The following is a 26,206-nucleotide window of genomic DNA, read 5'->3' as shown; positions in this document are numbered from 1 at the left end:
ACGTTGTCTACTATAACTCATTTACAATTAAAAAGCAATATACTTTTACTATAGGCAAAGAATTAGGGAAAAGTTATGGAATTATGGTCTAAATTCAAGCTTAGGTAGGCTCCATTTGTCTTTTCGTTCGTCTTTTTATATAATTATGGAATATTAATGAATCTTAGAAAATTAAAGGTGAACATCGGCTTTTTAGGTCAGATGTGGGAGGTATAGATTGATCTTACTACAGGGAAATAAGTTGGAACGAAATTTTGGTGGAGATGTCCTTTTTGAAAATATTAGTTTTTCAATTAGTGATACCAGTAAAATTGCCCTTGTCGGAAAAAATGGGGCTGGAAAATCAACTCTTTTAAAAATAATTGCAGGGGTTGAAAGTCCCAACAGGGGAGAGATTTCAAAAATTAAGAATCTGTCAATGAGCTATCTAGCCCAAGATAGTAATTTTTCGTCGGACAAGACCATCTATGAGGAGATGCTTACTTCTTTTAGCCAGGTTATCGGTATGGAAAAAGAACTCCGCAGAATGGAGCTTCAGATGTCTGACTTGCTTGGAAGTGAGCTTGAAGCTTTAATGAGCAGGTATGATAGTCTGACTGAGGAATTTCGGGCTAAAAATGGCTTTTCCTATGATTCTGAGATCAAGAGTGTTTTAAATGGTTTTAAATTTCCTGAGGACATGTGGGAGATGAAGATAACCAGTCTTTCAGGGGGCCAAAAAACCAGGCTGGCTCTGGCTAAGATGCTGGTTGAATATCCTGACCTTCTAATTCTTGATGAGCCGACCAACCACCTGGATATTGATACCCTTTCTTGGCTTGAAAACTACCTGAAAAATTACCGAGGTGCCCTCTTAATTGTCAGCCATGACCGTTATTTCCTTGATAAGGTAGTCAATGAAACCTTTGAATTATCAAGGGGTGAGTTGACTAGATACGCTGGTAATTATTCCAAGTATGTTGAATTAAGGGCTGAAAAACTAGCCAGGGAACTCAAGGAATTTGAGAAGCAGCAAAAGGAAATTGCAAATCTTGAAGACTTTGTAAATAGAAATATTGCAAGGGCTAGCACCACTAAAAGGGCTCAGTCAAGGAGAAAGCAGCTTGAGAAGATGTCAGTCCTTGACAAGCCTGTAAGCCAAGACAAGGCAGTGAACTTTGCCTTTATTCCTGAAAAGGAAAGCGGAAATGTGGTCTTGAAGGTGGAGGATGCGGCCATTGGCTATGATGGAGACATCATGAGTGAGCCTGTGAATTTTGAGGAAAGAAAGTATGACTCAATTGCCATTGTGGGAGAAAACGGAGTCGGGAAAACAACTCTGATCAGGTCGATAATCGGTCAGGTTCCCTTTGTCAAGGGTCAAGCAAGCCTTGGAGCCAATGTTATGCTTGGTTACTATGACCAGGAACAAAAAGATTTGACCAAAAGCAATACCGTTCTTGAAGAATTGTGGAATGAAAATCGCCTGGTGCCAGAGGCTGATATCAGGACTAGACTTGGTTCCTTCCTCTTTACGGGTAATGACGTTGAAAAAACAGTCGGTATGCTGTCTGGTGGTGAGAAGGCTCGGTTACTGCTGGCAAAATTATCCATGAAAAATGATAACTTTTTAGTCCTTGATGAGCCGACCAACCACCTAGATATCGATAGCCGGGAGGTTTTGGAAAGTGCCCTTGTTGATTTTGACGGTACCCTTCTTTTTGTCAGTCATGACAGGTATTTCATCAATAAACTAGCCAGTAAGGTTCTTGAGCTGACGGCTGAGGGAAGCAAGCTTTATTTGGGAGACTATGATTATTACCTGGAGAAAAAAGCTGAAGAAGCTGCCCTTAAGGAGATTTATGACCAGGAGAATGCTCCAGTTAAAAGTCAGCTTCTTGAAGAGGATGATTATAAGCTTCAAAAGGAAGCCCAAAGGTACAGAAGAAAGCTTGAGCGTGATATAGCAAGCTGTGAAGAAAAAATGGCTGCAAATGATTCTGAAAGTGAAGCCATTAATCAGTCCATGCTAGTCGAAAAGGACCATTTGATTCTTATTGACCTTCAAGCATCTCTTGACAAATTAGCCCTTGAACAAGAGGATTTACTGGAAGCTTGGACTGATTTGATGGAAAAACTTGATGAACTTGGTTAAGAAATTAGAGTCAGGTAATCATTTTCCAAAGTCTTTTCGCTTTTGAGGAATACTATGATATAATTGTGCTTGTTATATAAAATACTAGCTAGTAAAGCAAAAATAAATACATGAGATAAAAAATGACAGAAGATATCAGAAAAAAACTTGCCCAGGCAAGGGAGGCTGCCCAAAGTAAGCGTGCAGCTCAAATAACTAACGAGGATGAAGCTGTAAAGGAGCTTGTCCAAGATGAGCTCAAGGAGATTGATTATGAATTGGCCCAAGCTGATTTAGCTGAGGAAGCTAGCGGACAAAAATTAGATGCCTTTGAGCTAAATGACAGTAAAAAGTCTTCAAGGGTAAAGACAAGTAAATCCTTCATGGATTTATTTATTGGCCTAAGTCTTGTAATGATGGTTATTTTTGCCAGTCTTTCCTTGGATCTTTTTTCCTGGTCGGGTAAGAATCAGACAATTAAAACGGATGATTATACCTATGAGGGCAAGGTTAAAAGGGGAAGCTACGAAGGCCCTGCAAGCCTCAGTTTTTCAAATGGGAGCCTTTTAAAGGGAACCTTCAAGGCTGGTAAGCTTGTGGGGAAATTTGAGTATACGGATGCTGATAAAAACCTGGTACAGGGTAGCGTAGGCAGTCAAATATCAGCTAACATTGTCCTAGCTAATGGTAATAAGCTTGATTATTCTAAGGGAACCTATGAGGAGACCAGCAATGAATTTTCTTATGTAGGTTCTTGGGACACGCATGGTCTGGTCTACAAGGGTAATATCAAATTTGCCAACCAGGCTGAATACGAAGGTGAATTTTCTTTGGGGATACCTAATGGCCAAGGGCAATATAAGGCGATTGACGGACAAGTTTTAAAGGGAAATTTTGTTAATGGTGTGCTAACCAATAAAGAGGAATAAGCTAATTTTCCTCTTTTAGTAAGGTTTTAATGATGGATAAAAAATTTAAGAGAAGAAGAGAGTACTTGGAGCGAAATTACAAGTACTTGAATCAAAATGAAAAAATTGAATTAGAACGACTGAAGCGAATCGAAGGACTGGAAGAAGTTTCCTTTGATGGGAATTCTTTTGATGGAGCATCTTTTAGTGAAGAAGAAAATCTGGAGGATACCTCTCAGAAAATTTTCAGAAAAGACAGGCCACAAGCCTTCTACCAGGATGATTATGATGAAGATCAAGAAGATGATAATTCTGACTTTAGGCCGGTAAAAAAGGTCAAGCAAGCTAAGAAGAAGGTTAAAGTCAAAAGAAAACGATCTTTAGGTAAGACCATTCGTAATCTACTCCTTATAATTATTCTTCTAATGATAGCCTTCTTTGCCTATGGTTACTTCAAGGTAAAAAGTACCCCTGCTGGGAATTTTACAGTGGAGGAATTTAACGGGACCAAAACCCAAAATGGGGCTATAAATATTTTAATCTTGGGGACCGACCAAAGGGACTACCAGTCAATGGGGGATGCCCGAAGTGATAGTATGATGGTCCTACAAATCGGTGCTCCTGATAAGAAGGTAAAATTAGTGAGCTTTATGCGGGATACCTTAGTCAATATTCCAGGTTATAGCCCTGAAGGTTGGGAAGATAGTAAGCTTAATTTGGCCTTTAATCTGGGCGAGCAGGAAGGCAATAAGGGGGCAGAGTTAGTCAGGGCAACCCTTAAGGAAAATTACGGCCTAGATATTCAGTACTATGCCATGGTTAACTTTACAAGCTTTGCTGAAGTTATTGACTCCCTCTTCCCTGGTGGAGTTAAGATTGATGCTCAGTTTTCAACCGTTGGTGGAGAACAGGTCAGCGAGGTTAGCGTTCCAGATGATTTAAACTGGACTCCTGAACACCAAGATCCTGTCCAGATTATCAAGGTGGGTAACCAGAAAATGGACGGGCGAACCCTCCTTAACTATGCAAGGTTTAGGAAGGACGACGAGGGCGATTACGGTCGTACCAAACGCCAGCAGCAGGTTCTTTCAGCTATCTTGTCACAGGCTAAAAATCCGATGACCCTCTTCACAGGAGCAAGTGCCATTGGAACCATTAAGGCTCTAACATCGACAGATGTTCCTGATTCCTTGATTGTGACCAAGGCCCTTCCGACCCTCCTACACGCAAAAAATGGGATTGAAAGCTTTACAGTACCTGAACTTGGCGACTGGGTTGATGTCATGGACAAGTACGGTGGTGCAGCCATTGAGGTTGATTTTGACAAGTACAAGCTTAAGCTTGATAATACCCTAGGCAATTAAAAAATAATTAAAGCAAGGTCAAACATGATAATGACCTTGCTTTAATTATTTGTAGGAAAGTCGCAATAAATCTTTGTAAAATCGTGCTATAATAAGGACATGATGAATTTAGTAAAAAACGATATAATTGAAGCACAAGTAATTGATTTAACCCACGAAGGTAGTGGTGTTGTGAAAATAGATGGTTATCCTTTCTTTGTAGAAAATACCCTTCCAGGTGAAAAAATTAGGATGCGTGTCTTAAAGGTTGGTAAAAAATTTGGTTTTGGCCGAGTTGAGGAGTATCTTACAAAATCAGCTGACCGTGTTGAAGACTTAAATATTGACTATCTGCGTACAGGTATTGCAGACCTCGGCCACCTAAAATATGATAAACAGGTTGACTTTAAGGTTAAGCAGGTCAAGGAAATTCTTAAAAAAACAGCAGGCCTTACAGATTTTGAGCTCAACCAGGCTCTGGCAGCAGAAAATGCTACCAAATACCGTAATAAGGCTCAGATTCCTGTAAGACGGGTCAAGGGTCAAACTGAAACAGGTTTCTTTAAAAAAGGAAGCCATGATTTAATTCCAGTGGAAGACTTTTTCATCCAAGATGGTGAAATTGATGAGATTGTAATCTTTGTCAGGGACTTGTTGCGTCGTTTTGACCTCAAACCTTATAATGAGATTAACAAGACTGGTCTGATTCGTAATATTATGGTTCGCCGTGCCTACAATACAGGTGAGATTATGGTTACTTTAATCACTACCAAGAAGAAAATTTTTAGGGTTGATCAAATTGTTGAAAAACTGGTTGAGAAGTTCCCAAACATTGTTTCAATCATGCAAAATGTCAATGAAAGCAGTGGCAATGGTCTTTTTGGCCCTGATTATTATGTTCTTTATGGGCGTGACCACATTGAAGACACCATGTTAGGCAATAAATATCAAATTTCAGCCGCATCCTTCTACCAAGTTAATACTCAAATGGCTGAAAAACTTTATCAAGAAGCTATCCGCATGGCAGACTTATCAGAAGATGATGTAGTCATTGATGCTTATTCAGGTATTGGTACCATCGGCCTATCACTAGCTGACCGTGTGAAAAAAGTTTACGGGGTGGAATCTGTCCCATCAGCTGTGGCCAATGCACAGATTAATGCTCAGATTAACGACCTTTATAATGTTGAGTACAAGCTTGGCAAGGCTGAGCGTGTTATGGGTGAATGGGTGGAAGAAGGCATCAAGCCTGACCTTATCTTTGTTGACCCACCGCGTAAGGGACTGGATGAGTCATTTATCGAAAGTGCCAGCCAAACAGGAGCCCGTGCTATAGTCTACATTTCATGTAATCCCGCAACATTTGCCCGTGACGTAGAACGCTTCGCTACTCGCGGTTACAAGCTTCAAGAAGTTACCCCAGTTGACCTCTTCCCACAAACCCACCATGTTGAAGTAGTAGGGCTACTGGTGAGAGTGGATTAAAGCCCACTGTATTTAAAACGTATGAGCAATTGCTGATAAAATCTAATATTGAATGTGTGGAAAAATTGGTAGTTCATTTAACTTAGAGAGGGAAAAATTTATGGATTCTTGTGTTTTTTGTGATATTGTCTCACGAAAAAAATCTGGAAGAATAATTTTTGAAAATGATACAACAATGGCTTTTTTGTCAAATAAGCCAGATGTGAGTGCACATATATTAGTTATTACAAAAGATCACTTTGCTAATTTAAATGATGTTAGTGTTGAAAAATATATTGAGCTTCAAAAAACATTATTTATGATAAATGACCACTTAATAAATAATTGTGGCTATACTGGAGTTAATATCTTAATGGCTAGTGGAAAAAGTGCAGGGCAATCTGTTGAACATATCCACTACCATCTCATCCCAAGGAGTATTGATGATGGTATTAATGCATGGCCAATTTTATCTAACAAGAAGTACGAAACTTCCGAGGAGCTTTTTCAAACATTAAAAATTACATTTTGACAGAATAAATAATTTATTAGATAAATTATTTATTCTAGTAGTCTTACTTAGTATTGGTAAGATTATTATTTCAAAAAGACCCTCAGAATGTTACTAAGAAATAAATGAGATTTATAAAAAAGCCCAAGACATCAATCTCGTCATGTCAAGGCATGTGGAAGTAGTAGGGCTGCTTACACGGGTGTAATATATGATAGTAAAAAACAATCCAAGATTTTCTTGGGTTGTTTTTTTATGATTGAGGGGTGATTATTTTTACTTATTTATAATTATTGGAAAGTTAGCTTTACATATATTAAATTTAGTGGTAGACTTATGGAAAGTTAACTTTACATAAAATGGCTTAAAGCTACATTTATGGAAAATTAATTTTATTTATAGAAGATTTTGTGACTACAGGTAGAAAGGAGATTAATTTTGCTAAATAATTTAGAAAGTTTGCGGAAGGAAAAAAAGGTCAGCCAGCAAGACTTTGCAAAGTATCTAGGGGTTACCAGGCAGACAATCAGCTCGCTTGAAAATGGTCGTTATAACCCATCCATTCTACTAGCAATGAAGATTGCAAGGTACTTTGGAAAAAATGTTGAGGAAATTTTTATTTACACCGAGGAGGATGAAAATCATGGAAACTAAAAAAACTCAAGTTAATTACAAGGAAATCGCTATTTTTACCCTGCTACTAGTAGCTATTGTATTGGTCTTACTAAAGGTGCTTCCAAGTAATCTTAGGTACGGTATTCTAATAGCAGTTAGTATCTCGATGATCATTCTTCCTATAACAAGGAAGAAAGTTATCGACCGAGACGAAAGAAATTATCAAATTGATATTAAGGCCAAGGCATTTGCCTTTGACATGCTTGATGGCGTTTTTGGTTTGCTACTACTTACTTTTAGTATCATGCAGGTCGACTTTCTTATTTTGGTCCTAACCTTAACAGCTTATTTAATTTTAAAAATGGCTAATCTTTTGATGTTTTCTTATTATCATAAAAATTATTAAGTTGATGACACCCTTAATCGTATATCTAACACTTAATGCAAGGCAATCCAAGAGATTTTTGGGTTGTTTTTTGATGAAAATTAGATATATCAGTTTATCACAAGACTATTTTTGCTTATTTAAATATTTATTTTTAATTTTATGTTAAAATAATATATGATTAATACAGTGCAGATATAACTATTCTAGTTAATAATTCAGATAGTTGAAGGGAGCAGCTTATGAACGGAAAGTATCACTTAATTGTGCAAAAAGGTAATAAATTCAAGTTTTATTGGGCTCCTATGGACCCTGAAATTAAGAAAGATGATTATTCAAACTGGGGTGTAGCGGCAGTTGATTTGACTTGGAAAGTAAAAAATCCTAGTTTCATACATTTAAATACGGAGCCATCAGATGAAGAAGTGAAGCCAAGATTTCAAGTCTTAAGGTTTCCAACCATTGAAGGCGAGGAGTATCGCTCAACCTATGTACTAGAGTCATATCGCACATTTGCCGCTGTTTTAGCCTTTAAAAAAGGTCAAAAGGATTTTTTCTGGGCATGTGGCTGAGGATTCCTGTGGTTTTTTGATTTTTTAATAACTTAGACAAAAAGACTTCTACAAGTCTTTTTTCTTACCTAAAAATTCACATCCGTCCATATATTATTATTGATAAATAAAAAATTATGCTTTAATAGAGGATAATATTGGGTTTTGTATAGGGGATGAAAATGAATAGATTATTGAAAAAATATGAAAAAGTAGTTGAAAAAAGAGCTAGAAAGATTATCTTGAAAATGTCTAATGGCAAATCTTTGACCTACAAGGATTTTGACCAAAGGGTAAATCAACTAGCAGCATTTATAGAAAAAGAGTTTGAGGGTCTGGACATTGTGCCTATTCTTTCAAATGATAACTTAGACTATTTGACGGCCATGCTTGCGGCTTGGAAGGCGGGAAAGATTTATATGCCCATCAACAGCAATACTCCGCCAAAAAAGGTAGAGAACATGCTTGTAGCCATTAACAGTAAATTAATTTTGACGAGAAATTATGAAGGAAGTTTAGACCATATAAAAGAGCTTTCCTTTGAGTCTTCACAGACAAGTAAATACGCTTTAGGTATTAGTCGGGTAGCCAGCCAAAGCGGGAGTGATACTGCCTATATCCTATCAACCTCAGGAACTACAGGAAATCCTAAGATGGTTGCGGTGACTTTTGACAACCTTTACTGGCTCTTAGATCAAATGAATGAACTTGTGCCCTTTACAGAAGGTGACACCTTTATCATCTCAACTCCGCCTCAGTTTGATGTTTCCTTCCATGAAAGTCTGTCCTTTATTTTCGGTACAGGTAGCTTGCAGTTTATGGAGCCAGGTACCCCCATTCAGCAGTTTAAAAACCTTAAAAAAATCCTATTGGAGGGCTCTATCAGTCACATTGCCCTTTCTCCCACTTCCTTAAAAACTCTCCTTGCTATGACCCGAAGCGACTTTAAGGATACAGGACTTAAAAACATTATCCTAGCAGGTGAAGCCCTGCCTGTTAATCTGGCCAACCAGCTCTTAACCTTAATGCCTGAGCTTAATCTTTTTAACTGCTATGGTCCAACAGAAACAACCATTTATGCTAGCTACTATCAGATTAAAAGGCCAATTGAAGGTTCAAGTGTTCCAATCGGTCAACCCTTAAAGGGAGCAGATATTAAATTTTATCAAGATCAGTTGATAAACCCAAATCAGGGCGAGATTTTGATTGGAGGTTGCGGGGTAAGTCGTGGCTATTTTGGTAATCCTGAACTTACTGCGGAGCGTTTTATAAATCTTGATGGGAAAACCTACTACCGAACTGGAGATTTGGGCTATAAGGAAGATGGCCTGATTTACTACCAGGGCCGGGAGGACAAGCAGGTCAAGATAAATGGAATTAGGATTGAACTGGCAGAAATTGAGCAGGCCATTCATTCTTACATTGATGATTTTACTAGTTTCAATGTCTTAAAAATTGATAATAATTTAGTGCTTTTTTCTGATAGATGGCTTGATTTTTCTTACCTAAAAAACTGCCTAGAAGATCATTTGCCTAGCTATATGATTCCCTCTTATCATGTTTTAGTCAAGGAATTTAAATTAACGGCCAGTAATAAGCTTGACCTTGCCTTCCTGGAGGAAGAATTCAAGCAGAAATACCAGGCAGATTGGCAAGAACCAGATAAGCTAGAAGAGAAGAGGCCACGGACTGAAAGTTTAAACTCTCTTATTGCAGGCATTTTGAATCTTCCTTCAATAGACGATGATAAGAATTTGAGGCTTTTATCCCAGATGGATTCCCTAAGGGAAATTGAGGTAATTGTGGCCCTTGAAGACTACTATGGTCTTAATTTATCTGAGGATTTCTTAAAGCAAAATCAGACCATAAAGGACATAAAATCGCATCTTACGGGCAATTATAGAACTAAAAGCCATGACAAGGATCAGCTAACGGATTTCCAGAAGGCTAACTACTTTGCCAATCTCAAAAATATTAGAGAGTTAAATAAACTTGTCCTTAAGCGTGGTGCGTGCGAGCTTAAAAATTCATACTACCTGCAGAAGGCTTATTTGGCCGACGATTTTTGTCAAGTTTTAGAACTAAAGCTTGTACTACCTGAGGAAGTTAGAGAAATTGGGCAAATTGAGGGGCTTGTGGACAAGGTCATTGAAAAATCAGAACTCTTGCGTTCTTTCATCAGACAAGATGAAGGGCAAAAGCTAGCAGTATATGAACCTTACAGGCATAAAATTCCAGTTATTTCTCGAAATACCCTGGAAAACCTTAGGGACTTAATCATTAAAGACCTGGAGGATGTGGTCATTGATCGTCTTTTGTGGGAGGTTTACTTTGTAGAGGATACCTCAGAACTCCACTTTTTCATCAATCATTTGATTACTGACAAGTCGTCTTTAAGCATCCTTGAAAGAGATGTTTTGACCGTCCTTGAAGGGGGAACCTTAGAAAGTAACCCAACTTACAGTGATTTTATTCGTTTTATCAATGAAAATTCTAGGCCAGAAAGTCTTGAAGCTGTTTGTAGTCAAGGCTTTGAGCTGGTAGCAGGAGCTGATTTTTATAGCAAATCTTACGAGGAAGCTAAGAACTATCTGAGGGTGAAAACACCCTACAAGAATCACTACGACAACATTTTTTACGGAAACTTTATTCTGGCAAGCCTCTTGTGCCAGTCCCAGGATCAAAATATTGTCGCAGGTTCAACCATCATTAACCTGCGTCAATTTGATGGGTACGACTTTAGCCAGGTCTTTGGTGACGTCCACACTACCCTGCCCTTTGTTTACCACAAAGAAGACAGTGAGGAGAGCTTTAGGAAGTCTTATGACCTTATTTACTCTTACTTTTTAAGGGGAGACAACTTAAACAATAGCATTTATAAGGCCTACCCTTATATTCCAGAAGATCTGAAAAAGTATGAATTTTACTTGGATGATAATTTAAAATTTAGCAGCAATTTTTTAGGAGCCATTAGAGAAAAAGACTTGGAAGAGACCATTGAAGAGCTAAGTAAGCAGCAGTACTCACTTGAGAATTTTTCAAGGGCCAAACTTTACATAAGCTACTTTTCTTGTGGTGAGGATTTAATTTTCCTACCAATCACCCAAGGGCTTATTAACATTTAAGAGGAGTCAAGGAGCAGAATTTGAAGAAGGACAATTATTTTAAGCTATTAGTTAACCGAATTTTATACCAGGTAGGAAGTGTTACCTATGATTATGCCAACAGTGTTTGGATTGCCTCCATGGGTGCCCTGGGCCAAAAGTACCTGGGAATCTATCAGATGTCGGAAACTCTGATTTCCATCTTTTTTAATCCCATTGCAGGAGCTGTGGCGGACCGCTTTAAGAGAAAGAAGATAATCCTATTTACGGACCTTGTAAGTTTTTTGGCCTGCCTCTTAATTTCTTTAATCGGGGATGACAAATTGATGCTTTACGGGATAGTGGTCGCAAACATTATCCTTGCCATCATGTACTCCTTTGCCAGTACTGCCTTCAAGTCCCTAATTCCTAATGCCATTGAAAAAAGTAAAATTCTTTCTTTTAATTCAGTTTTAGAGACAATTATGCAAGTTTTTAGCGTCCTGTCCCCTCTCATGTCCTTTTATATTTATAATAGCTTTGGAATTCGGGCGACCCTACTTGTGACTGCTTTAAGTTTTCTAGCCTGCTACTTGGTAATGCTGACGGTTTTTGAGAGAGGAAGTGGTGAGGAAGTTGAAAAAGAGAAGGCAGTAAAAAACAGGCAAAAGGCAAGCGTTAAAAGGAATTTTGCAGAGCTTTTAGAGGATATAAAAGACGGTCTAAAATATATTAAATCGGATAAAAGGCTCTTTGAGCTTCTTGTGACCTCAGCCTTTGTTAACTTTTTTATCTCTTTTTATAATTATTTGATGCCTTTTTCCAATCAAATTTTTGGTGACCAGGAATTTTATTCTAAACTTTTAACCTTTGGGGCCATAGGTTCAATTTTAGGGGCCATTTGTGCTAAATTCTTGCCCAATACAAGGTTTGCCCTTTTGAGCTCTCTAGGACTTAGTGGCCTAGGGATTGCCATTATTGCAGCTCCAAGTTTTCTTTCTTTTGGCTCTTTAATTTCTTATTTAGGTAATCTGATTTTTATGTTCTTTTTGACCATCTATAATATTCATTTTGTAAGTAGCATTCAGTCTAAGGTAGCTGATGATTATTTAGGACGTGTTTTTTCGACAGTCTTTACCATTGCCATTCTTTTTATGCCATTTGGAACAGCCCTGATTACCCTAATTCCCCAAGCTGTACATAGCCTGACCTTTATTTTAGTGGGGCTTGCTATTTTCTTACTGGCTGTAATTTCGATTTGCCTAGGGGGAAGGGAAAATGAATAGCTTATTAAAAAAGGAGCTTGGTAAATTTACAAGCTACGGTATTTTTCAGGTTATCTTGGTTCTTATTCTTACAGCTATTGAGATTTCAACCCCTCTTTTGGAAGGGATGTTGATTAATAATCTGGTTGCGGAGACTCTTTCTAAAACATATATCTATCTTTGCCTGGGAGGAGTAGCCATCTTTGTGGCCAGACTTATGGTTTCTTATTTCTCAAGCCGGATTGAATATGTGAGTCTTGTTGACGTAAACTACAAATTGTATCAGTTTTTGGTGAATAAGATTTTTCAAAAGGATTATTCTAGCCTTGAAAACTATGAAGGGCAGTACTTAAATTCAAGAATAAACTCTGACCTTGAAATTGTTGTCCATTTCCTCTTTGTCAGGCTACCTAAATTTATCAAGGATGTTTTGACCCTTGTAGTAATCTCCCTTATCCTCTTTTATTTAGAGAGGCAAGTCTTCCTCTACTTTTATCTGATTGTTCTAGTCTATATTGGAATTTACCTGTATTTCCGCCAAAAAATGTATTCGTCATTCAATATAATCAGGGAAAGAGACAATCATTTTGCGGCCGGTAAAAGCAGTATTTTTCAAAGATTATCTGAGATTTTTATTCAAAGGACGGAGGAGTTTGAAGGAGCAAGGCTTAACAAAAAATGGACTCCCTTTATGGAATCCGTCAAGGCAAATTTTGGCCTAAGATATACGATTTCAACCATCCAAATTGTCACAACCTTCCTAGCCCAGGCTCTTTTCTTCTGGGTGGGTGGTGTGTCAGTTGTTCAAAAGAAGATGACAATTGGTAGTTTTACCGCAGTTATTCAGTATTTTAGCACCTTTATTTCATCAGTTGATAATTTCTTTTACCTGGCTGTTGACCTGGAAGAGTACAGGGGTGCTGTAGCTAGGTTAAATGAACTACTAGACCTGCCCCAAGACATAGAAGGAGACCTATGCCCCCAAGAGATTAATAATCTTTCAGTGACAGACCTTAATCTTTCTAGGCCAGCTGGAGATATAGAGGACCATCTTTATACAAGCAGCTTGACCGCAAACTTTAAAAGAGGTCAAATCTATTTCATTAAAGGGAAAAATGGTAGTGGAAAAACTAGCCTCATGAAAACTCTGGTCGGACTTCTTAAAAATAACTACGAGGGCTCAATTAAGATTAACAATCAAGATATCAACTCCTTAGATCTTAGATCTCTTAGGAAAAAATCAATTTCCTTTATGGTTCAAAATAATGTTTGCCAGACTATTTCAGTGGCCGATGTCCTTGAGACCTACTTGCCAGAAGATGACTTGAAGAAAATTTTGAGGACCAGCCCATTTGACAAGTTTATCAATTTTTTACCCAGTCTGATGGATTTAAAGCAAGACTTTGACTCCTACCGTCATAAAAAATTTGAAAATCTGTCAGGAGGTGAAAGGCAGCTTATTAATTTACTAGCTACCTTGACCAAGCCTCAAGCTCAGTTGATTATCCTGGATGAACCATTTTCAAACATATCAAATAAATTATATCCAGATCTATTAAAAATCATTAAAGAATGTGCCAAAGATAAGATTATACTTATTATTTCTCACGATAAGTTAACAGATAATGCTGCTAATATCTTATATGTTGGTTAAAAAGAAAGGTTGGAAGTTATTATGGGAAAAATTATTTTAGAAAGAATTTACGATAAGGATGAGAGTCAGGAAGTAAAAGACGGTTTTCGGATACTTGTTGACCGCTTGTGGCCCAGGGGAGTTTCCAAGGAGCGGGCAGATCTTGATCTGTGGGCCAAGGACTTTGCCCCAACAAATGACCTAAGAAAGTGGTTTAATCACATAGCCGACCGCTATCCTGACTTTAAAAGTCGCTACCAAAAGGAGCTTGATGCAAATCCCAAAACCCCAGAACTCTTAAGTTTGATTGACGAAAAACTCAAGGAAGGCAATGTGGTGTTTCTATACGGGGCGCGTGACAGAGAACACAACGAAGCAGTGGTCTTGAAGGATTATGTGGTGGGGAAGTTGGGGGAGATGTAGGGATTTGGAAGTTTATAGAATAGTAAAATTACAGAACTTTTCTAAAATATAATTTAAGAAAAATCGTACTTTTTCAAAAGTGCGATTTTTTAATTTTAAAGTAAATGATATAATAACAAACAGATGAAAATACGTAAATATTAAATTATTGTTATAATATATAAATAAAGAGGATAGAAATGAAAAAAACAAATGCAAATTTAGGGTTTGAAAAAGAGCTTTGGGCATCAGCTGATAAATTACGTGGACATATTTCGGCTTCAGACTACCGGAAGGTGGCAGTTGGCCTTATATTCTTAAAATATGTTTCAGATGCTTTTGATTTTAGATATAAAGAAATTATTAATGAAGATGATTACTGGGAGGGAGATGAAGAAGACCGTGATGCCTATGCTGAAAAAAATGTCTTCTTTGTTCCTGAATGCGCTCGCTGGAAAAACATTGCAAATCATGCCCATACTCCGGAGATTGGGATTGTGATTGATGATGCCATGAGGGCTATTGAAAAGGAAAATCCTTCGCTTAAAAACGTTCTTCCCATAAATTATGCGACACCTGATCTGGACAAACGCGTTCTTGGAGAGGTAGTAGATGTCTTCACCAATATTCATTTGCACGATGAAAATGAGGAAAAAGATCTTTTAGGGCGCACTTACGAGTACTTTATCGAGCAATTCGCTGAATCTGAAGGGAAAAAGGGAGGAGAATTTTACACTCCAACGGCAATCGTTAAGACGATTGTTGAAATTCTAAAACCTTATAAGGGACGCATCTATGATCCAGCCTGTGGTTCAGGGGGAATGTTCGTTCAGTCAGCAAAATTTATTCAAAGTCATCATGGGAATCTAAGAAATATCTCTATCTATGGGCAGGAATCAAATGCCGATACTTGGAAGATGGCTGTTATGAATATGGCCATTAGGGGACTCTCAGCAAATTTTGGCCCGCACAATGCCGATACCTTCTTTAATGACCTTCATAAGGGAATGAAATTTGACTACATTATGGCCAATCCTCCATTTAACATTAAAAACTGGGGTGCCGATAAGCTTCAAGATGATCCCCGCTGGAAGTACGGAACTCCACCAAACTCAAATGCTAACTATGCCTGGATTCAACACATGATTTCTCACCTGGCACCAGATGGAAAGATGGGTATGGTTCTTGCCAATGGTTCCCTTTCAAGCATGCAGGGTGGGGAAGGTGAAATTAGAAAGAATATCATTGAGGCTGACCTGGTCGAGGGAATTGTTGCTTTACCAGCTAACCTCTTCTACAGTGTAACTATTCCATCATGCATCTGGTTTATCTCAAGAAACAAAAAGCAAAAGGGAAAAACAGTTTTCATTGATGCCCGTGAGATGGGTGAAATGGTTGATAGAACCCACCGTGATTTCAGTGAAGAAGACATCCATAAGCTTGGCAAGACCTTCGAAGATTTTCAAAATGGAACTCTTGAAAATGAAAAAGGTTACTGTGCAGTAGTTGACACAGAAGATATCGCCAAACAAGACTACATCCTCACACCAGGACGTTATGTTGGAATTAAAGAACAAGAAGATGACGGTGAACCATTTGAGGAAAAAATGAAACGACTAACTTCTGAGCTTTCAGAAATGTTTGCGGAATCGCATAAACTAGAAGACGAAATCAGAGAAAGATTGGGGGTGATTGGGTTTGAAATATAAGACTTTGGACGAATTGTCTTTAGATGGCGGTAAATACGGGATTGCAGCATCTGCTGTGGAAAAAGATGATTCGCTCCTCACTTATTTGAGGATAACAGATATTGATGATGATGGAACCTTGAATACTGAAGGACTAAAATCCGTAAGCAATGAAAAAGCAACCAATTACTTTTTAAAACCTAATGATATTGTCTTTGCAAGAACAGGTGGAAGTACAGGTCGAAATTATTTCTATGACGGCAGTGATGGAGAATTTGTATATGCAGGATTTTTAATAAAATTCAGTTTAGATCCTGAAAAATGTAACCCTAAATTTATTAAGTATTATTGTCAGTCAAGAGAATATAAGGAATGGGTGCAATCTGTTAACACAGGAAGTACCCGAGGGAATATCAATGCGAAAACCTACGGAAGTATGCCTGTTCCAGATATTCCTCGTCATCAGCAAGATCTTATAGTTGATACATTGTCCGTAATTGATGACAAAATCAAAAACAACAAAAAGATAAATCATCATTTAGATAAGTTAATTCAAATAATTATACGAGAGATAATTGATAATTCTCCTAAGTGCAAAATAAAGGAGATGGATATGGTAGTTTCAGATCATGTGGCAAACGGTAGTTTTAAATCATTGCGTGATAACGTTCAAATAGTGGAACGCCTCGATTATGCCCTTTTTCTCCGAAATACTGATTTAAAAAATAATTTGGATGGGGAACGACGATACGTTACGAAAGATTCTTATGGATTTCTAAAAAAATCACGTCTTTATGGTGGAGAAGTTATTATATCGAATGTGGGCGACGTAGGTTCAGTTCATCGGGTACCTAAGCTTAAAATTCCTATGGTTGCGGGAAACAATGTAATTTTCATGCAATCTAAAAATCCAGAACTTACCGATTTTCTATATGTATATTTTAATTCCCGTGAAGGACAGCATGAATTGGATTCAATAACATCGGGATCTGCCCAGCAAAAATTTAATAAAACCGACTTTAGGAATCTTATGATTCCTTCTCCGACGCTGGAAACTGTCCAGAGTAAAATTAGTCCTATTTTAAACTACATTGATAATCTGAAACTTGAAAATTCGAACCTTAGTAATTTAAGGGACAGTCTACTTCCACAACTTATGTCTCCCCTAAACTAAGCCACTAAATGATGATTTACCATTCCATCTCTTTTTACAAATAATGATAAAATTTGAGCAGAAAGGGTAGGGTATATGATGAAAGATATGTTGATTTCGGAAGTTCAAAATGGGATGAAGAAGAAGCTTACTGTTGAACAGCTAAATGATTTAGGACTTGTGCTTATGTCTGTTTTAACAAATTATGAGATTGTGGAGAAAACTAGTGAATTTAAAGCTGATTCCAATGAATCTTTACTAGCCAAGTTCATTGCAGCCAAAAGAATTGAAGGTTGTAGTGAGAAGTCTTTGAAGTATTATCAGACTACAATTTTAAAAATGCTTGTTGATGTAAATAAAGAGGTTAGAAATGTTTTAACAGAAGATTTGCGTTGTTACCTGGCTAATTATCAGTCAAGTAGGAATTCGAGCAAGGTTACAATTGATAATATGAGACGGATTTTCAGCAGTTTTTTTAGCTGGCTGGAGGATGAGGATTATATTTTGAAAAGTCCCGTCCGTAGGATTAGAAAAATTAAGACGGATAAAATCATCAAGGAAACCTTAAGTGATGAGGGGTTGGAACTTTTGAGAGACGCTTGCACTGAAGTTAGAGATTTGGCTATGATTGACCTTCTGGCTTCAACAGGTATGCGGGTTGGGGAACTTGAAAAACTTAATCGAGAAGATATAAACTTTCATGAGCGAGAATGTCTAGTTTTTGGGAAAGGGAACAGTGAGAGACTGGTATATTTTGATGCTCGAACTAAAATTCACCTGTTAAATTATCTGGAAAGCAGAAGTGACAGTAACCCAGCTCTTTTCATTTCATTAAATAAGCCTTATGCTAGGCTATCAATTGGGGGAGTAGAAGCTCGACTAAAAGCAATCGGTGAAAAAGCTCAGCTTCAAAAGATACATCCGCACAAGTTTAGAAGAACTCTTGCGACTAGAGCAATAGACAAGGGAATGCCCATAGAACAGGTCCAACATCTTTTAGGACATGTAAAAATAGAAACAACCATGCATTATGCAATGGTAAATCAGTCAAATGTGAAAAATTCACATCGTAAATTTATAGGATAGGAAAATATTCAATGACCAAGTGGAAAATCGTAAAGCTAGGCACGATTTGTACAAAGATTAGTAGTGGCGCAACTCCAACTGGGGGTAAAAGTGCTTATAAACCTTCTGGAATAGCATTGATTCGCAGTCAAAATATTTTAGATTTTGCTTTTGATAAAAGTGGATTGGCATTTATTGATGATATTCAAGCTAATAAGTTAAATAATGTAGAAGTGTGTTCGGGAGATATATTATTGAATATTACTGGGGATTCCGTGGCAAGATGTTGCATAGTTCCTAATGAATATCTTCCTGCTAGAGTTAACCAACATGTTATGATTATACGGCCCGATGATTCTGTAGCAGATAATAGGTATATTTTTTATTTTCTCCAGTACGTCAAAAGCTTGATGTTGCAGCTTTCCTCAGCTGGTGCAACTCGTAAAGCCTTAACTAAAAAAATGATTGAGGAGTTGGAAATACCTCTTCCATCACTAGCAATTCAGAAATCTATCGGAGATACGTTATCTATACTTGATGATAAAATTGAGAAGAACAGGAAGATAAATCATCATTTAGTGGCTTAGTTTAAAAAATTCTGCCGGAGATAAGTTTTGGAAGCAATGTATCACGAAGGTCTTCCAAAAATCCTATTTCCTTAGAATTGTTTTCGATCTGCAAAACCAGAGCTTCGACTTCATTTTCCCAGGAGGTTACATACTCAATGATTGGAATTTCTACTGTTTCTCTCATGAATTGAGTCACTTTTATACTTGGTTGAACTGACCCAATGTCATATGCTTGTATCTTTTTCTGTAAATTTTTTAACAGTTGATAAAGGAATATGCCATTGCCATATTTAGGACGCAGCGCAACAATATTTTGAGCAATTGTCCCCTTCTCCTCCAAAAACATTTTTAACAAGCCAATACTTCCAACTGTCGATATCAAAGTGTCATAACGATGGGGATGACCGCTTCGGAACCAATTATTAAAAGTTTCTTCGTCTATAAACTTTTGAGCATTTTTATAATCAATAATCCTTGTGTCCCCACTTAAAGTTCGAACATCTATCAGTGGGAATGAACTATAGGGACATAAAGGAGGTGTTTTTCCTCTGTTATCTATAATAGTTGCTAGATCTTTTAGTGAGTGTGTTTCTAATGGCTCTGTTTTCAACAAATTTCTAAAATGAATTCTGAGAATTTCTTCTAAATGATGATTTACCGTTTCAAAGCTTTTTTAGGCCATAAGCTATAATTCCTGCTATAATAAAGGAAAAAAAGTATATGCGTATGGTCTTTTTGTCGTGGGAAGAAGGGTTATAAGCTAATTAATTAAAGAGCGAAGGAGGAGATGGGATGTATTTTACTGAAGATAAGTATGAAAATGCTATGATTGAGTTGTTTGAACAACATCTAGGCTATGATTATTTACATGGCCCTGATATTGAAAGGGATTACCGTGAACCTTATTATCTTGCTGATCTTATTTCATCACTTGAAAGAATAAATGCATCTCTTCCTCAAGATGCAATTAATGAAGCTCTTAGCAAAATAACACGATTGGGACTTGGAAGTTTAATTGAGAAAAATAAGTTAGTTACGGATTGGATCCAAAATGGAGTTGAAGTTTCTTATTTCGATGGGAATGAGGAAAGATATTCGCTTGTTAAGCTTGTCGACTATGAAAATATTGACCTAAACTCATTCAAAGTCATTAATCAATGGACAGTAATAGAAAATAGTGAAAAAAGGCCAGATATAATTGTATTTTTAAATGGACTACCACTTGTTGTATTTGAATTAAAAAGTCCATCTAGAACAAGTACAGATTTTTATGATGCCTACCTTCAGCTTAAGACCTATCAAAAAGAAATTCCAGGTCTTTTTTCCTATAATGCTTTTTCAGTAACGACAGACCTTGCAACATCTAAGGCTGGTACTATTACTGCAAATGAAGATCGTTATATGGAATGGAAAACTATTGACGGGAGTTATGAAAATACTCAGCATGCCCAATGGGATACACTAGTTGAAGGGATATTCGATAAAAAACGTTTCTTAAATATTTTAAAGAATTTCATCTGTTTTTCTGGCGATACCAAAATTCTTGCGGCTTATCATCAGTATTATGCAGTTAATAAGGCTGTGGTGTCTACAGAACATGCAGCAGAAACCGAGGGGAAAGATCGTGGAAAAGGAGGGGTCTTCTGGCATACTCAAGGAAGCGGAAAATCTCTTTCCATGGTCTTTTATACCCATGAACTTCAAGAAGTTATGGGGTCACCAACGGTTGTTGTTATAACTGATCGGAATGATTTGGACAACCAGCTCTTCAGTCAGTTTTCAAAATGTAAAGATTTCTTACGGCAGGAACCAATTCAAGCTGGAAGCCGAGAACATCTAAAAAACCTCCTTTCCGACCGTAAGGCCAATGGTATTATCTTTACCACCATGCAAAAGTTTGAGGAGCTTGATGAACCTCTCTCAGAAAGAAGAAATATAGTCGTTATGGCTGATGAAGCCCATAGGGGACAATATGGACTCAGAGAAAAAGTAGATGCAAAGACTGGTAAAATCACAGTTGGAACAGCCCGTATCATTCGTGACCAGCTGCCAAATGCGACATATATTGGTTTTACAGGAACACCAATTTCTGCTAAGGACAAGTCTACAACTGAAGTTTTTGGAGACTATATTGATATCTATGATATGACCCAGGCTGTGGAAGACCGGGCTACTCGTCCAGTCTTTTATGAAAGTCGGGTTATCCATCTCAACCTGGATGATAATATTCTCAGAAAAATTGATGATGAATACGCCCTGATGGCAGATGAGGCTGAAGAATACGCTATTGAGAGAAGTAAGCGTGAGTTGGGTCGTTTGGAGTCTATTTTAGGCGCTGATCAGACGGTTGACGCCTTGGTTAAAGATATTATAGATCATTATGAGAACTTCCGGGAAAATGAGCTTACTGGTAAGGCCATGGTTGTTGCCTATTCTCGGCCAATTGCCATGAAGATTTATAAGAGAATGTTAGAACTCAGACCTTCTTGGAAAGAAAAGATTGGAGTTGTAATGACTTCAAACAATAATGACCCGGAAAATTGGCATGAAATAGTTGGAAATAAGCACCATAAAAATGAGATGGCCAGGAAATTTAAGGACAATGAAGATCCCTTTAAGATTGCCATTGTCGTTGACATGTGGCTGACTGGTTTTGATGTCCCGAGTCTTGCGACCATGTATGTCTATAAGCCGATGAAGGGTCATAATTTGATGCAGGCTATTGCTCGTGTAAACCGGGTTTATGGAGAAAAGGTAGGGGGTCTAGTTGTTGACTATATTGGTATAGCAGGGGCACTTAAAGAGGCTATGAATGACTATACCAAACGAGACAAGGGGAACTTTGGTGATCCGGATATCGCAAAAACAGCTCTTCCAAGATTTAAGGAAAAACTTGAATGTTGTCGGGAGCTTCTCTGTGGGTATGATTACTCAGGTATGTTCGCTGCTAGTACTACTGATTTGGCTCGTAGTCGACTTATCAGTGGAGGGACAAATTTTCTTCTGGCCCCACAAAGGCAGGATGAAAAAGAGAGATTTATTCGGGAGGCTACTCTACTTCGTCAAGCAGCTTCCCTATGTAGCTCGCTTTTAAGGCCTGAAGAGCGCTATGAACTTGCTTATTTTGAAGCGGTCCGAACTCTCCTCACTCGAATTACGGGAGCAGATAAGCCTCTTTCTTTCAGGGAAATTAATGAAAGAATTAATAATCTGATTGAGGCCAGTATCCACACCAAGGGTGTCATTAATCTTTTTTCTACAGCGGACAGTGATTTTTCTCTTTTTGATTCCAAATTTCTAGAAGAAGTTTCTAAGATGAAGGAGAAAAATATTGCTGTGGAGATCCTGAAAAAACTCTTGGTTGAGCAAATAAGAATCTATCAGCGAATTAACCTGGTTCAGTCAGAAAAATTTTCTGACAAACTTAGCCGTGCTATGAATACTTACATAAATGGTCTTTTGACTAATGAAGAGGTTATTAAAGAGCTTATGGACATGGCAAAAGATATGGTTAAACTTAGTAGGGAGGCAAATGAGTTAAATTTAACTCCTGAAGAACAGGCTTTCTACGATGCTTTAACCCAACCTAAAGCCGTAAAAGATTTTTATAATAATGACCAATTGTTGAATATGGTACATGAATTGACTGACATGCTTAGGAAAAACAGAACCATTGACTGGCAGTTGAAGGAATCTACACGTGCGGGAATGCGCAGGATGATTAAACGTCTTCTCCGTAAGTATAAGTATCCGCCAGAAGAGCAAGTGGAGGCTCTTAAAACAGTTCTGCGTCAAGCAGAGATGTGGGCTGATGCAGGCGAAGGAAGTTATAGTGATGAGGAAATAAGTAATAATTATTTATTTGCGGCTGAAGAAAATGGCTATTACTCTACAGTAGAATAATAGCCATTTAAAAAATATCCGCTTATAGTTTTAAAGAATTAAAAGTTACTGAAAAATTATCATTGATACCCCAATAAATTATTTGTCGGGGTGTTTTTATTGATCTTGCTCAAGGTCATTTATTGATCTATCTTGCTCATCTTTCCAAACATCTCGTCCATTAACAGAACTGCCTGTAATAAATGATGCAGCAGTTGAAGGGCTTGTAAATAGGACGTCTTCTAAGAGAATAAATTTTTGATTATTGATTTTAACTTTTTTTCGCATAAGGAGGGCTCCTTTAACCATTGAAGGAGCTGTTTTTGCACGCAGTTTACTTCCTTTAAGGACAACAAATCCCTCGCTGGTTTGTTTACCACAAGCCTCTATTTGTTTTTCATTACGTGGTTTGAATTTTAATTTTAAAAGGGGGCCATCATCAATTGCTTCTGTCTTAATTTCTTGAAAATCCGATTCTATTAGGGGTTCAAATACCCTATAGCCCAGTACACCTGTTATAATCTTAGCATAGTCAATGTATTCCTCAAGTTCTGATTCTTTTTCTTCGGTTACATGCCCTAGGCTTGGCTCTATCCCGTTTTTAACAAGATAACGATTATTATCGCGAGCAAGTTTAGTAAATTGATTTTCCAGGTAACTTATTTCAGTAGGACCAAAGGTATCATTTGAGGTCGTGAGTACCAGTGCCTCAGTCCAATAATCCTTGTCTAGATTTCTTCGGTGTTCAAAAAGGCGATTTAAAATTCCATTTCCGTTTTTCCGAAGACCAGCTTGGCCGACATAGATAATTCCTTGATTGTCTTCATCAGACTTACCAAATAGAAAATAGATTCCGCTTTGATTGAGAAAGTCGATGTCTTTTGCTCGGTCAAGTTCAGTCCTTGGAATCTTATAGGCAAGCCCTGTCCAGTTTGCTAGAGTGCACTTTATTCTTCCCTTAGGTGTTCCATCCATTAAAAAAAGTTGGATATTTTTCCCACGCGCCATTAATATCTCCTTTGTAAGTTTGTGATACTTATTATATCAATATTTAGACTTTTAGAAGAACTTTAGGTAAGACCAGAATTTATTTCAAGAAAGTCCTCTAATTTTACAGACGAATGCTTGTAAAAGTGATAGAATAGGATGAAATATAGAAGAGGGCTTCTTTGAATAAAGTTTAAATTTGGGGGAGTCGAATAATAGAGGTAAGGTATGTCACAAGTTACAAGCAAAAAAGAGTTAACAACCAAGGAAAAAATGGCTGAAATCATTAAAAATAAGCAGGGTGGTGGTCGTTCAAAAACCATGCCAGCTCCTAAAAATGCCAGGACCAATATGAGAAAGGGTCCAAAGATTTTCAATAAATAAAAAAGTACCTGATATTCAGGTACTTTTTTTATTTTATATTAGTCAATGGTCTTGAGTTTTCCTTTGAAGTCATCAATTGAATCAAATCCTTTGGCTTCAAGGATTTCAAGAAGTTCTTGGTTCAGGCGGTCAAACACACCGAGTCCTTCTTTTTGAAGCTGGGTTCCAACTTGTAGCATGGAAGCCCCGCAAAGTAGGTGTTCATAAGCATCACGCCCATTTATAATTCCACCAGTTCCAATGATTTCGATACTTGGATTCAGACGTTCTTTAAGGGCACGGACATTGGCAAGAGCTGTAGGTTTAATATATTCGCCCCCGATTCCTCCAAAACCACCCTTTGGCTTGATGACAACAGTGTCTGTAGCCTCATCAATATAAAGGCCGTTACCGATTGAATTAACGCAGTTAACAAATTTTAAGTCAAATTGATTAAGGACGCTAGCAATCTTATCAAAGTGCATGATGTCAAAGTAAGGTGGAAGTTTAACTCCAAAAGGCTTGGTATAGAAGGCGAAAATCTCCTTGAGAAGTTTTTCAGTATCCTCAAAATCATAGGCCATTTGAGGTTTTCCAGGAACATTTGGACAAGAAAGATTAAGCTCAACAAGCCCTGTATAGTCGCTATCTTGAATTGTTCTCATGTTTTCGACATACTCATCAAAGCCCTTGTATGAAGCAACACTCATGACAAAAGGTGAATTTGGATAAGCTTCTTGCCTTTTAATGGCATAATCAAGGTAATAATCAAGTCCCTTGTTGGGAAGACCCATGGAGTTAATGCTTCCAAGGTCCAGATTAACATAACGAGGTTCTGGATTTCCAAGACGGGCTTCTTGGGTCGCTGATTTGGTAACAAATGATCCAGCCTGTGATTCTGCCAGCTGGTCTAGTTCTAAGGAATCCATACAGTGAACACCTGATGCGTTCATAAAAGGATTGTCATAGGTGTGTCCAATAAAACTTGCTCTTAAATTTGCCATTATCTTCTCCATTTAATTATTTACAAGGCTAATTTTAGCAAAATAGCTAGGAATAAAAAAGCTGAAAACTAAAAAAGATAGGAAAACCTATCTTTTTTATCCTTTGAGTTCGTCAAAAATTGCCTTAACCGTTGTGATTTCATTGATTCGGTAACCATTTGACCCTGAGAAGATAAGTCCCATATCTGTATTATGTTCAACAGAGTTGAGGAGGGCCTCACTGATGCAGTAGGGAATGGTTTTTCTGTCACACAATTTCTTTTGCAGGCAGTTGAGGCAGCCAGCAATGGGGATAATCGGAGTTTTAGGGTCTTCTTGGGCCTTGTAGGCAGGAGCTCCCTTGGTAATTATTTCAGTAAATTTATTATCAATGGCACGCCCCGGAAGGCCAACAGGTGATGTCGTTAGGTGGATATCATCTTCTGTTGCCTTAAGAAAGCGGTCTTTGAAGTCATCTGGGGCATCACATTCCTCAGTTCCGATAAAACGTGTAGCCATCTGGACTCCAGAGCATCCAAGGCTTAGATAGTGGTCGATATCACTTCGGTTCCAAACACCACCAGCAAAGATAACAGGAATTGATTGGTTGAATTTTTCCTCATACTCCCTGACATGCTCAATGATTTTTACAACCTCCTCATCCATGGTAAGGATGGCCTCTTCGATTTGGTCAGCCTTAAAACCAAGGTGGCCCCCTGCCTTAGGTCCTTCAATCACGACAAAATCAGCTGTCCTATTATATTTTTTAGCCCAGTTACGGAGGATAATCTTAGCCGCCTTAACAGATGAGACGATTGGAGCAATCCTGGTTTTCGCATTTCCAACAAGTTCAGGCAGGTTCATGGGTAGACCAGCCCCTGAAATAATGACATCAGCCCCAGCCTCAACGGTTGCCTTGACCACATCATCATAGCGAAAACTTGCTACCATTACATTAAACCCAAGAATTCCACCCTGGGCAAAACTACGTGCCTTATCAAGCTGAGTTTTAATGGCTTTTAAGTTGGTTCTGACCGAAGAACGTTTAAAACCCTCCTCCTGATAACCAATTTGTGCAGTTGAGAGAATCCCAATTCCACCCTGGGCAGCAACAGATCCTGCAAGACGATTGAGGGAAATTCCAATCCCCATTCCCCCTTGTATAATTGGGATTTTGGCAGTTAAATCACCTATTTTTAATTCTGGTAGTTTCATTTTTCTTCCTTATTCAAATTTGTAAAAT

22 protein-coding genes are annotated in these 26,206 nt (G+C 37.8%); 18 read left to right on the top strand and 4 right to left on the bottom strand.

The window, feature by feature from the left end; genetic code table 11:
- Nucleotides 1-217: 217 nt before the first annotated feature.
- The 16 genes from OZX68_04420 to OZX68_04345 all read left to right on the top strand — a co-directional run bounded on the left by OZX68_04420 (nucleotide 218) and on the right by OZX68_04345 (nucleotide 18,766).
- Complete coding sequence (locus tag OZX68_04420; GenBank protein WEV60173.1) at nucleotides 218-2,134, top strand: ABC-F family ATP-binding cassette domain-containing protein; 1,917 nt, start codon at nucleotides 218-220, stop codon at nucleotides 2,132-2,134.
- Nucleotides 2,135-2,256: 122 nt separating this feature from the next.
- Nucleotides 2,257-3,042 (top strand): hypothetical protein, encoded by a 786-nt coding sequence (locus tag OZX68_04415; GenBank protein ID WEV60172.1) that lies wholly within the window; start codon nucleotides 2,257-2,259, stop codon nucleotides 3,040-3,042.
- Nucleotides 3,043-3,071: 29 nt separating this feature from the next.
- Nucleotides 3,072-4,385, top strand: coding sequence for an LCP family protein (locus OZX68_04410; GenBank protein WEV60171.1), 1,314 nt, complete (start codon nucleotides 3,072-3,074; stop codon nucleotides 4,383-4,385).
- Between the two features lie 99 nt (nucleotides 4,386-4,484).
- On the top strand, nucleotides 4,485-5,849 hold the full coding sequence (gene rlmD / locus OZX68_04405) for a 23S rRNA (uracil(1939)-C(5))-methyltransferase RlmD (protein ID WEV60170.1): 1,365 nt from the start codon (nucleotides 4,485-4,487) through the stop codon (nucleotides 5,847-5,849).
- A 100-nt stretch (nucleotides 5,850-5,949) separates the two neighbouring features.
- Nucleotides 5,950-6,360: an HIT domain-containing protein gene (locus OZX68_04400; protein ID WEV60169.1), complete on the top strand. Its 411-nt coding sequence runs from the start codon at nucleotides 5,950-5,952 to the stop codon at nucleotides 6,358-6,360.
- Between the two features lie 417 nt (nucleotides 6,361-6,777).
- Complete coding sequence (locus OZX68_04395) at nucleotides 6,778-6,993, top strand: helix-turn-helix transcriptional regulator (protein ID WEV60168.1); 216 nt, start codon at nucleotides 6,778-6,780, stop codon at nucleotides 6,991-6,993.
- Complete coding sequence (locus tag OZX68_04390) at nucleotides 6,983-7,360, top strand: hypothetical protein (GenBank protein ID WEV60167.1); 378 nt, start codon at nucleotides 6,983-6,985, stop codon at nucleotides 7,358-7,360. Before OZX68_04395 ends, OZX68_04390 begins: the two co-directional genes overlap by 11 nt.
- Before the next feature lie 221 nt (nucleotides 7,361-7,581).
- Nucleotides 7,582-7,911 carry a hypothetical protein gene (locus OZX68_04385; protein ID WEV60166.1) on the top strand — a complete coding sequence of 110 codons (330 nt, stop codon included), beginning with the start codon at nucleotides 7,582-7,584 and terminating at the stop codon, nucleotides 7,909-7,911.
- Between the two features lie 161 nt (nucleotides 7,912-8,072).
- Nucleotides 8,073-11,015 carry an AMP-binding protein gene (locus OZX68_04380; GenBank protein ID WEV60165.1) on the top strand — a complete coding sequence of 981 codons (2,943 nt, stop codon included), beginning with the start codon at nucleotides 8,073-8,075 and terminating at the stop codon, nucleotides 11,013-11,015.
- A 20-nt stretch (nucleotides 11,016-11,035) separates the two neighbouring features.
- Nucleotides 11,036-12,259: an MFS transporter gene (locus OZX68_04375; protein ID WEV60164.1), complete on the top strand. Its 1,224-nt coding sequence runs from the start codon at nucleotides 11,036-11,038 to the stop codon at nucleotides 12,257-12,259.
- A complete protein-coding gene (locus tag OZX68_04370; GenBank protein ID WEV60163.1) occupies nucleotides 12,252-13,892 on the top strand; it encodes an ABC transporter ATP-binding protein in 1,641 nt (546 codons plus the stop codon). Before OZX68_04375 ends, OZX68_04370 begins: the two co-directional genes overlap by 8 nt.
- Before the next feature lie 21 nt (nucleotides 13,893-13,913).
- Nucleotides 13,914-14,294, top strand: coding sequence for a DUF488 family protein (locus OZX68_04365; GenBank protein ID WEV60162.1), 381 nt, complete (start codon nucleotides 13,914-13,916; stop codon nucleotides 14,292-14,294).
- A gap of 179 nt (nucleotides 14,295-14,473) precedes the next feature.
- Nucleotides 14,474-15,982: a class I SAM-dependent DNA methyltransferase gene (locus tag OZX68_04360; protein WEV60161.1), complete on the top strand. Its 1,509-nt coding sequence runs from the start codon at nucleotides 14,474-14,476 to the stop codon at nucleotides 15,980-15,982.
- Entirely contained in the window at nucleotides 15,972-17,135 is a 1,164-nt protein-coding gene (locus OZX68_04355; GenBank protein ID WEV60160.1) for a restriction endonuclease subunit S, read from the top strand. The genes OZX68_04360 and OZX68_04355 overlap by 11 nt, the downstream gene beginning before the upstream one ends.
- Before the next feature lie 78 nt (nucleotides 17,136-17,213).
- Nucleotides 17,214-18,200, top strand: coding sequence for a site-specific integrase (locus OZX68_04350; protein ID WEV61376.1), 987 nt, complete (start codon nucleotides 17,214-17,216; stop codon nucleotides 18,198-18,200).
- An 11-nt stretch (nucleotides 18,201-18,211) separates the two neighbouring features.
- Nucleotides 18,212-18,766 (top strand): restriction endonuclease subunit S, encoded by a 555-nt coding sequence (locus OZX68_04345; GenBank protein ID WEV60159.1) that lies wholly within the window; start codon nucleotides 18,212-18,214, stop codon nucleotides 18,764-18,766.
- Between the two features lies 1 nt (nucleotide 18,767).
- Here OZX68_04345 and OZX68_04340 read toward each other — a convergent pair whose 3' ends face one another.
- Nucleotides 18,768-19,358 carry a restriction endonuclease subunit S gene (locus OZX68_04340; protein ID WEV60158.1) on the bottom strand — a complete coding sequence of 197 codons (591 nt, stop codon included), beginning with the start codon at nucleotides 19,356-19,358 and terminating at the stop codon, nucleotides 18,768-18,770.
- Nucleotides 19,359-19,540: 182 nt separating this feature from the next.
- Between OZX68_04340 and OZX68_04335 the strand changes: the two genes are divergently transcribed.
- Complete coding sequence (locus tag OZX68_04335) at nucleotides 19,541-22,651, top strand: type I restriction endonuclease subunit R (protein ID WEV60157.1); 3,111 nt, start codon at nucleotides 19,541-19,543, stop codon at nucleotides 22,649-22,651.
- 96 nt (nucleotides 22,652-22,747) lie between these two features.
- Here the strand turns inward: OZX68_04335 and OZX68_04330 are convergent, their stop codons facing one another.
- Nucleotides 22,748-23,638, bottom strand: coding sequence for a GIY-YIG nuclease family protein (locus tag OZX68_04330; protein WEV60156.1), 891 nt, complete (start codon nucleotides 23,636-23,638; stop codon nucleotides 22,748-22,750).
- 207 nt (nucleotides 23,639-23,845) lie between these two features.
- Between OZX68_04330 and OZX68_04325 the strand changes: the two genes are divergently transcribed.
- Nucleotides 23,846-24,001, top strand: a complete 156-nt coding sequence (locus OZX68_04325) for a hypothetical protein (protein ID WEV60155.1) — start codon at nucleotides 23,846-23,848, stop codon at nucleotides 23,999-24,001.
- A 38-nt stretch (nucleotides 24,002-24,039) separates the two neighbouring features.
- Here OZX68_04325 and OZX68_04320 read toward each other — a convergent pair whose 3' ends face one another.
- Both OZX68_04320 and OZX68_04315 read right to left on the bottom strand, forming a co-directional pair.
- Nucleotides 24,040-24,984, bottom strand: a complete 945-nt coding sequence (locus tag OZX68_04320; protein WEV60154.1) for a dihydroorotate oxidase — start codon at nucleotides 24,982-24,984, stop codon at nucleotides 24,040-24,042.
- Nucleotides 24,985-25,080: 96 nt separating this feature from the next.
- On the bottom strand, nucleotides 25,081-26,178 hold the full coding sequence (locus OZX68_04315) for a nitronate monooxygenase (GenBank protein ID WEV60153.1): 1,098 nt from the start codon (nucleotides 26,176-26,178) through the stop codon (nucleotides 25,081-25,083).
- Nucleotides 26,179-26,206 lie beyond the last annotated feature (28 nt).

It is taken from the genome of Streptococcaceae bacterium ESL0729, assembly GCA_029391995.1.
In the GTDB taxonomy this organism is placed as follows: domain Bacteria; phylum Bacillota; class Bacilli; order Lactobacillales; family Streptococcaceae; genus Floricoccus.
The sequence above is the reverse complement of the archived record's forward strand: the minus strand, read 5'-3'. Positions and strand labels throughout refer to the sequence as shown.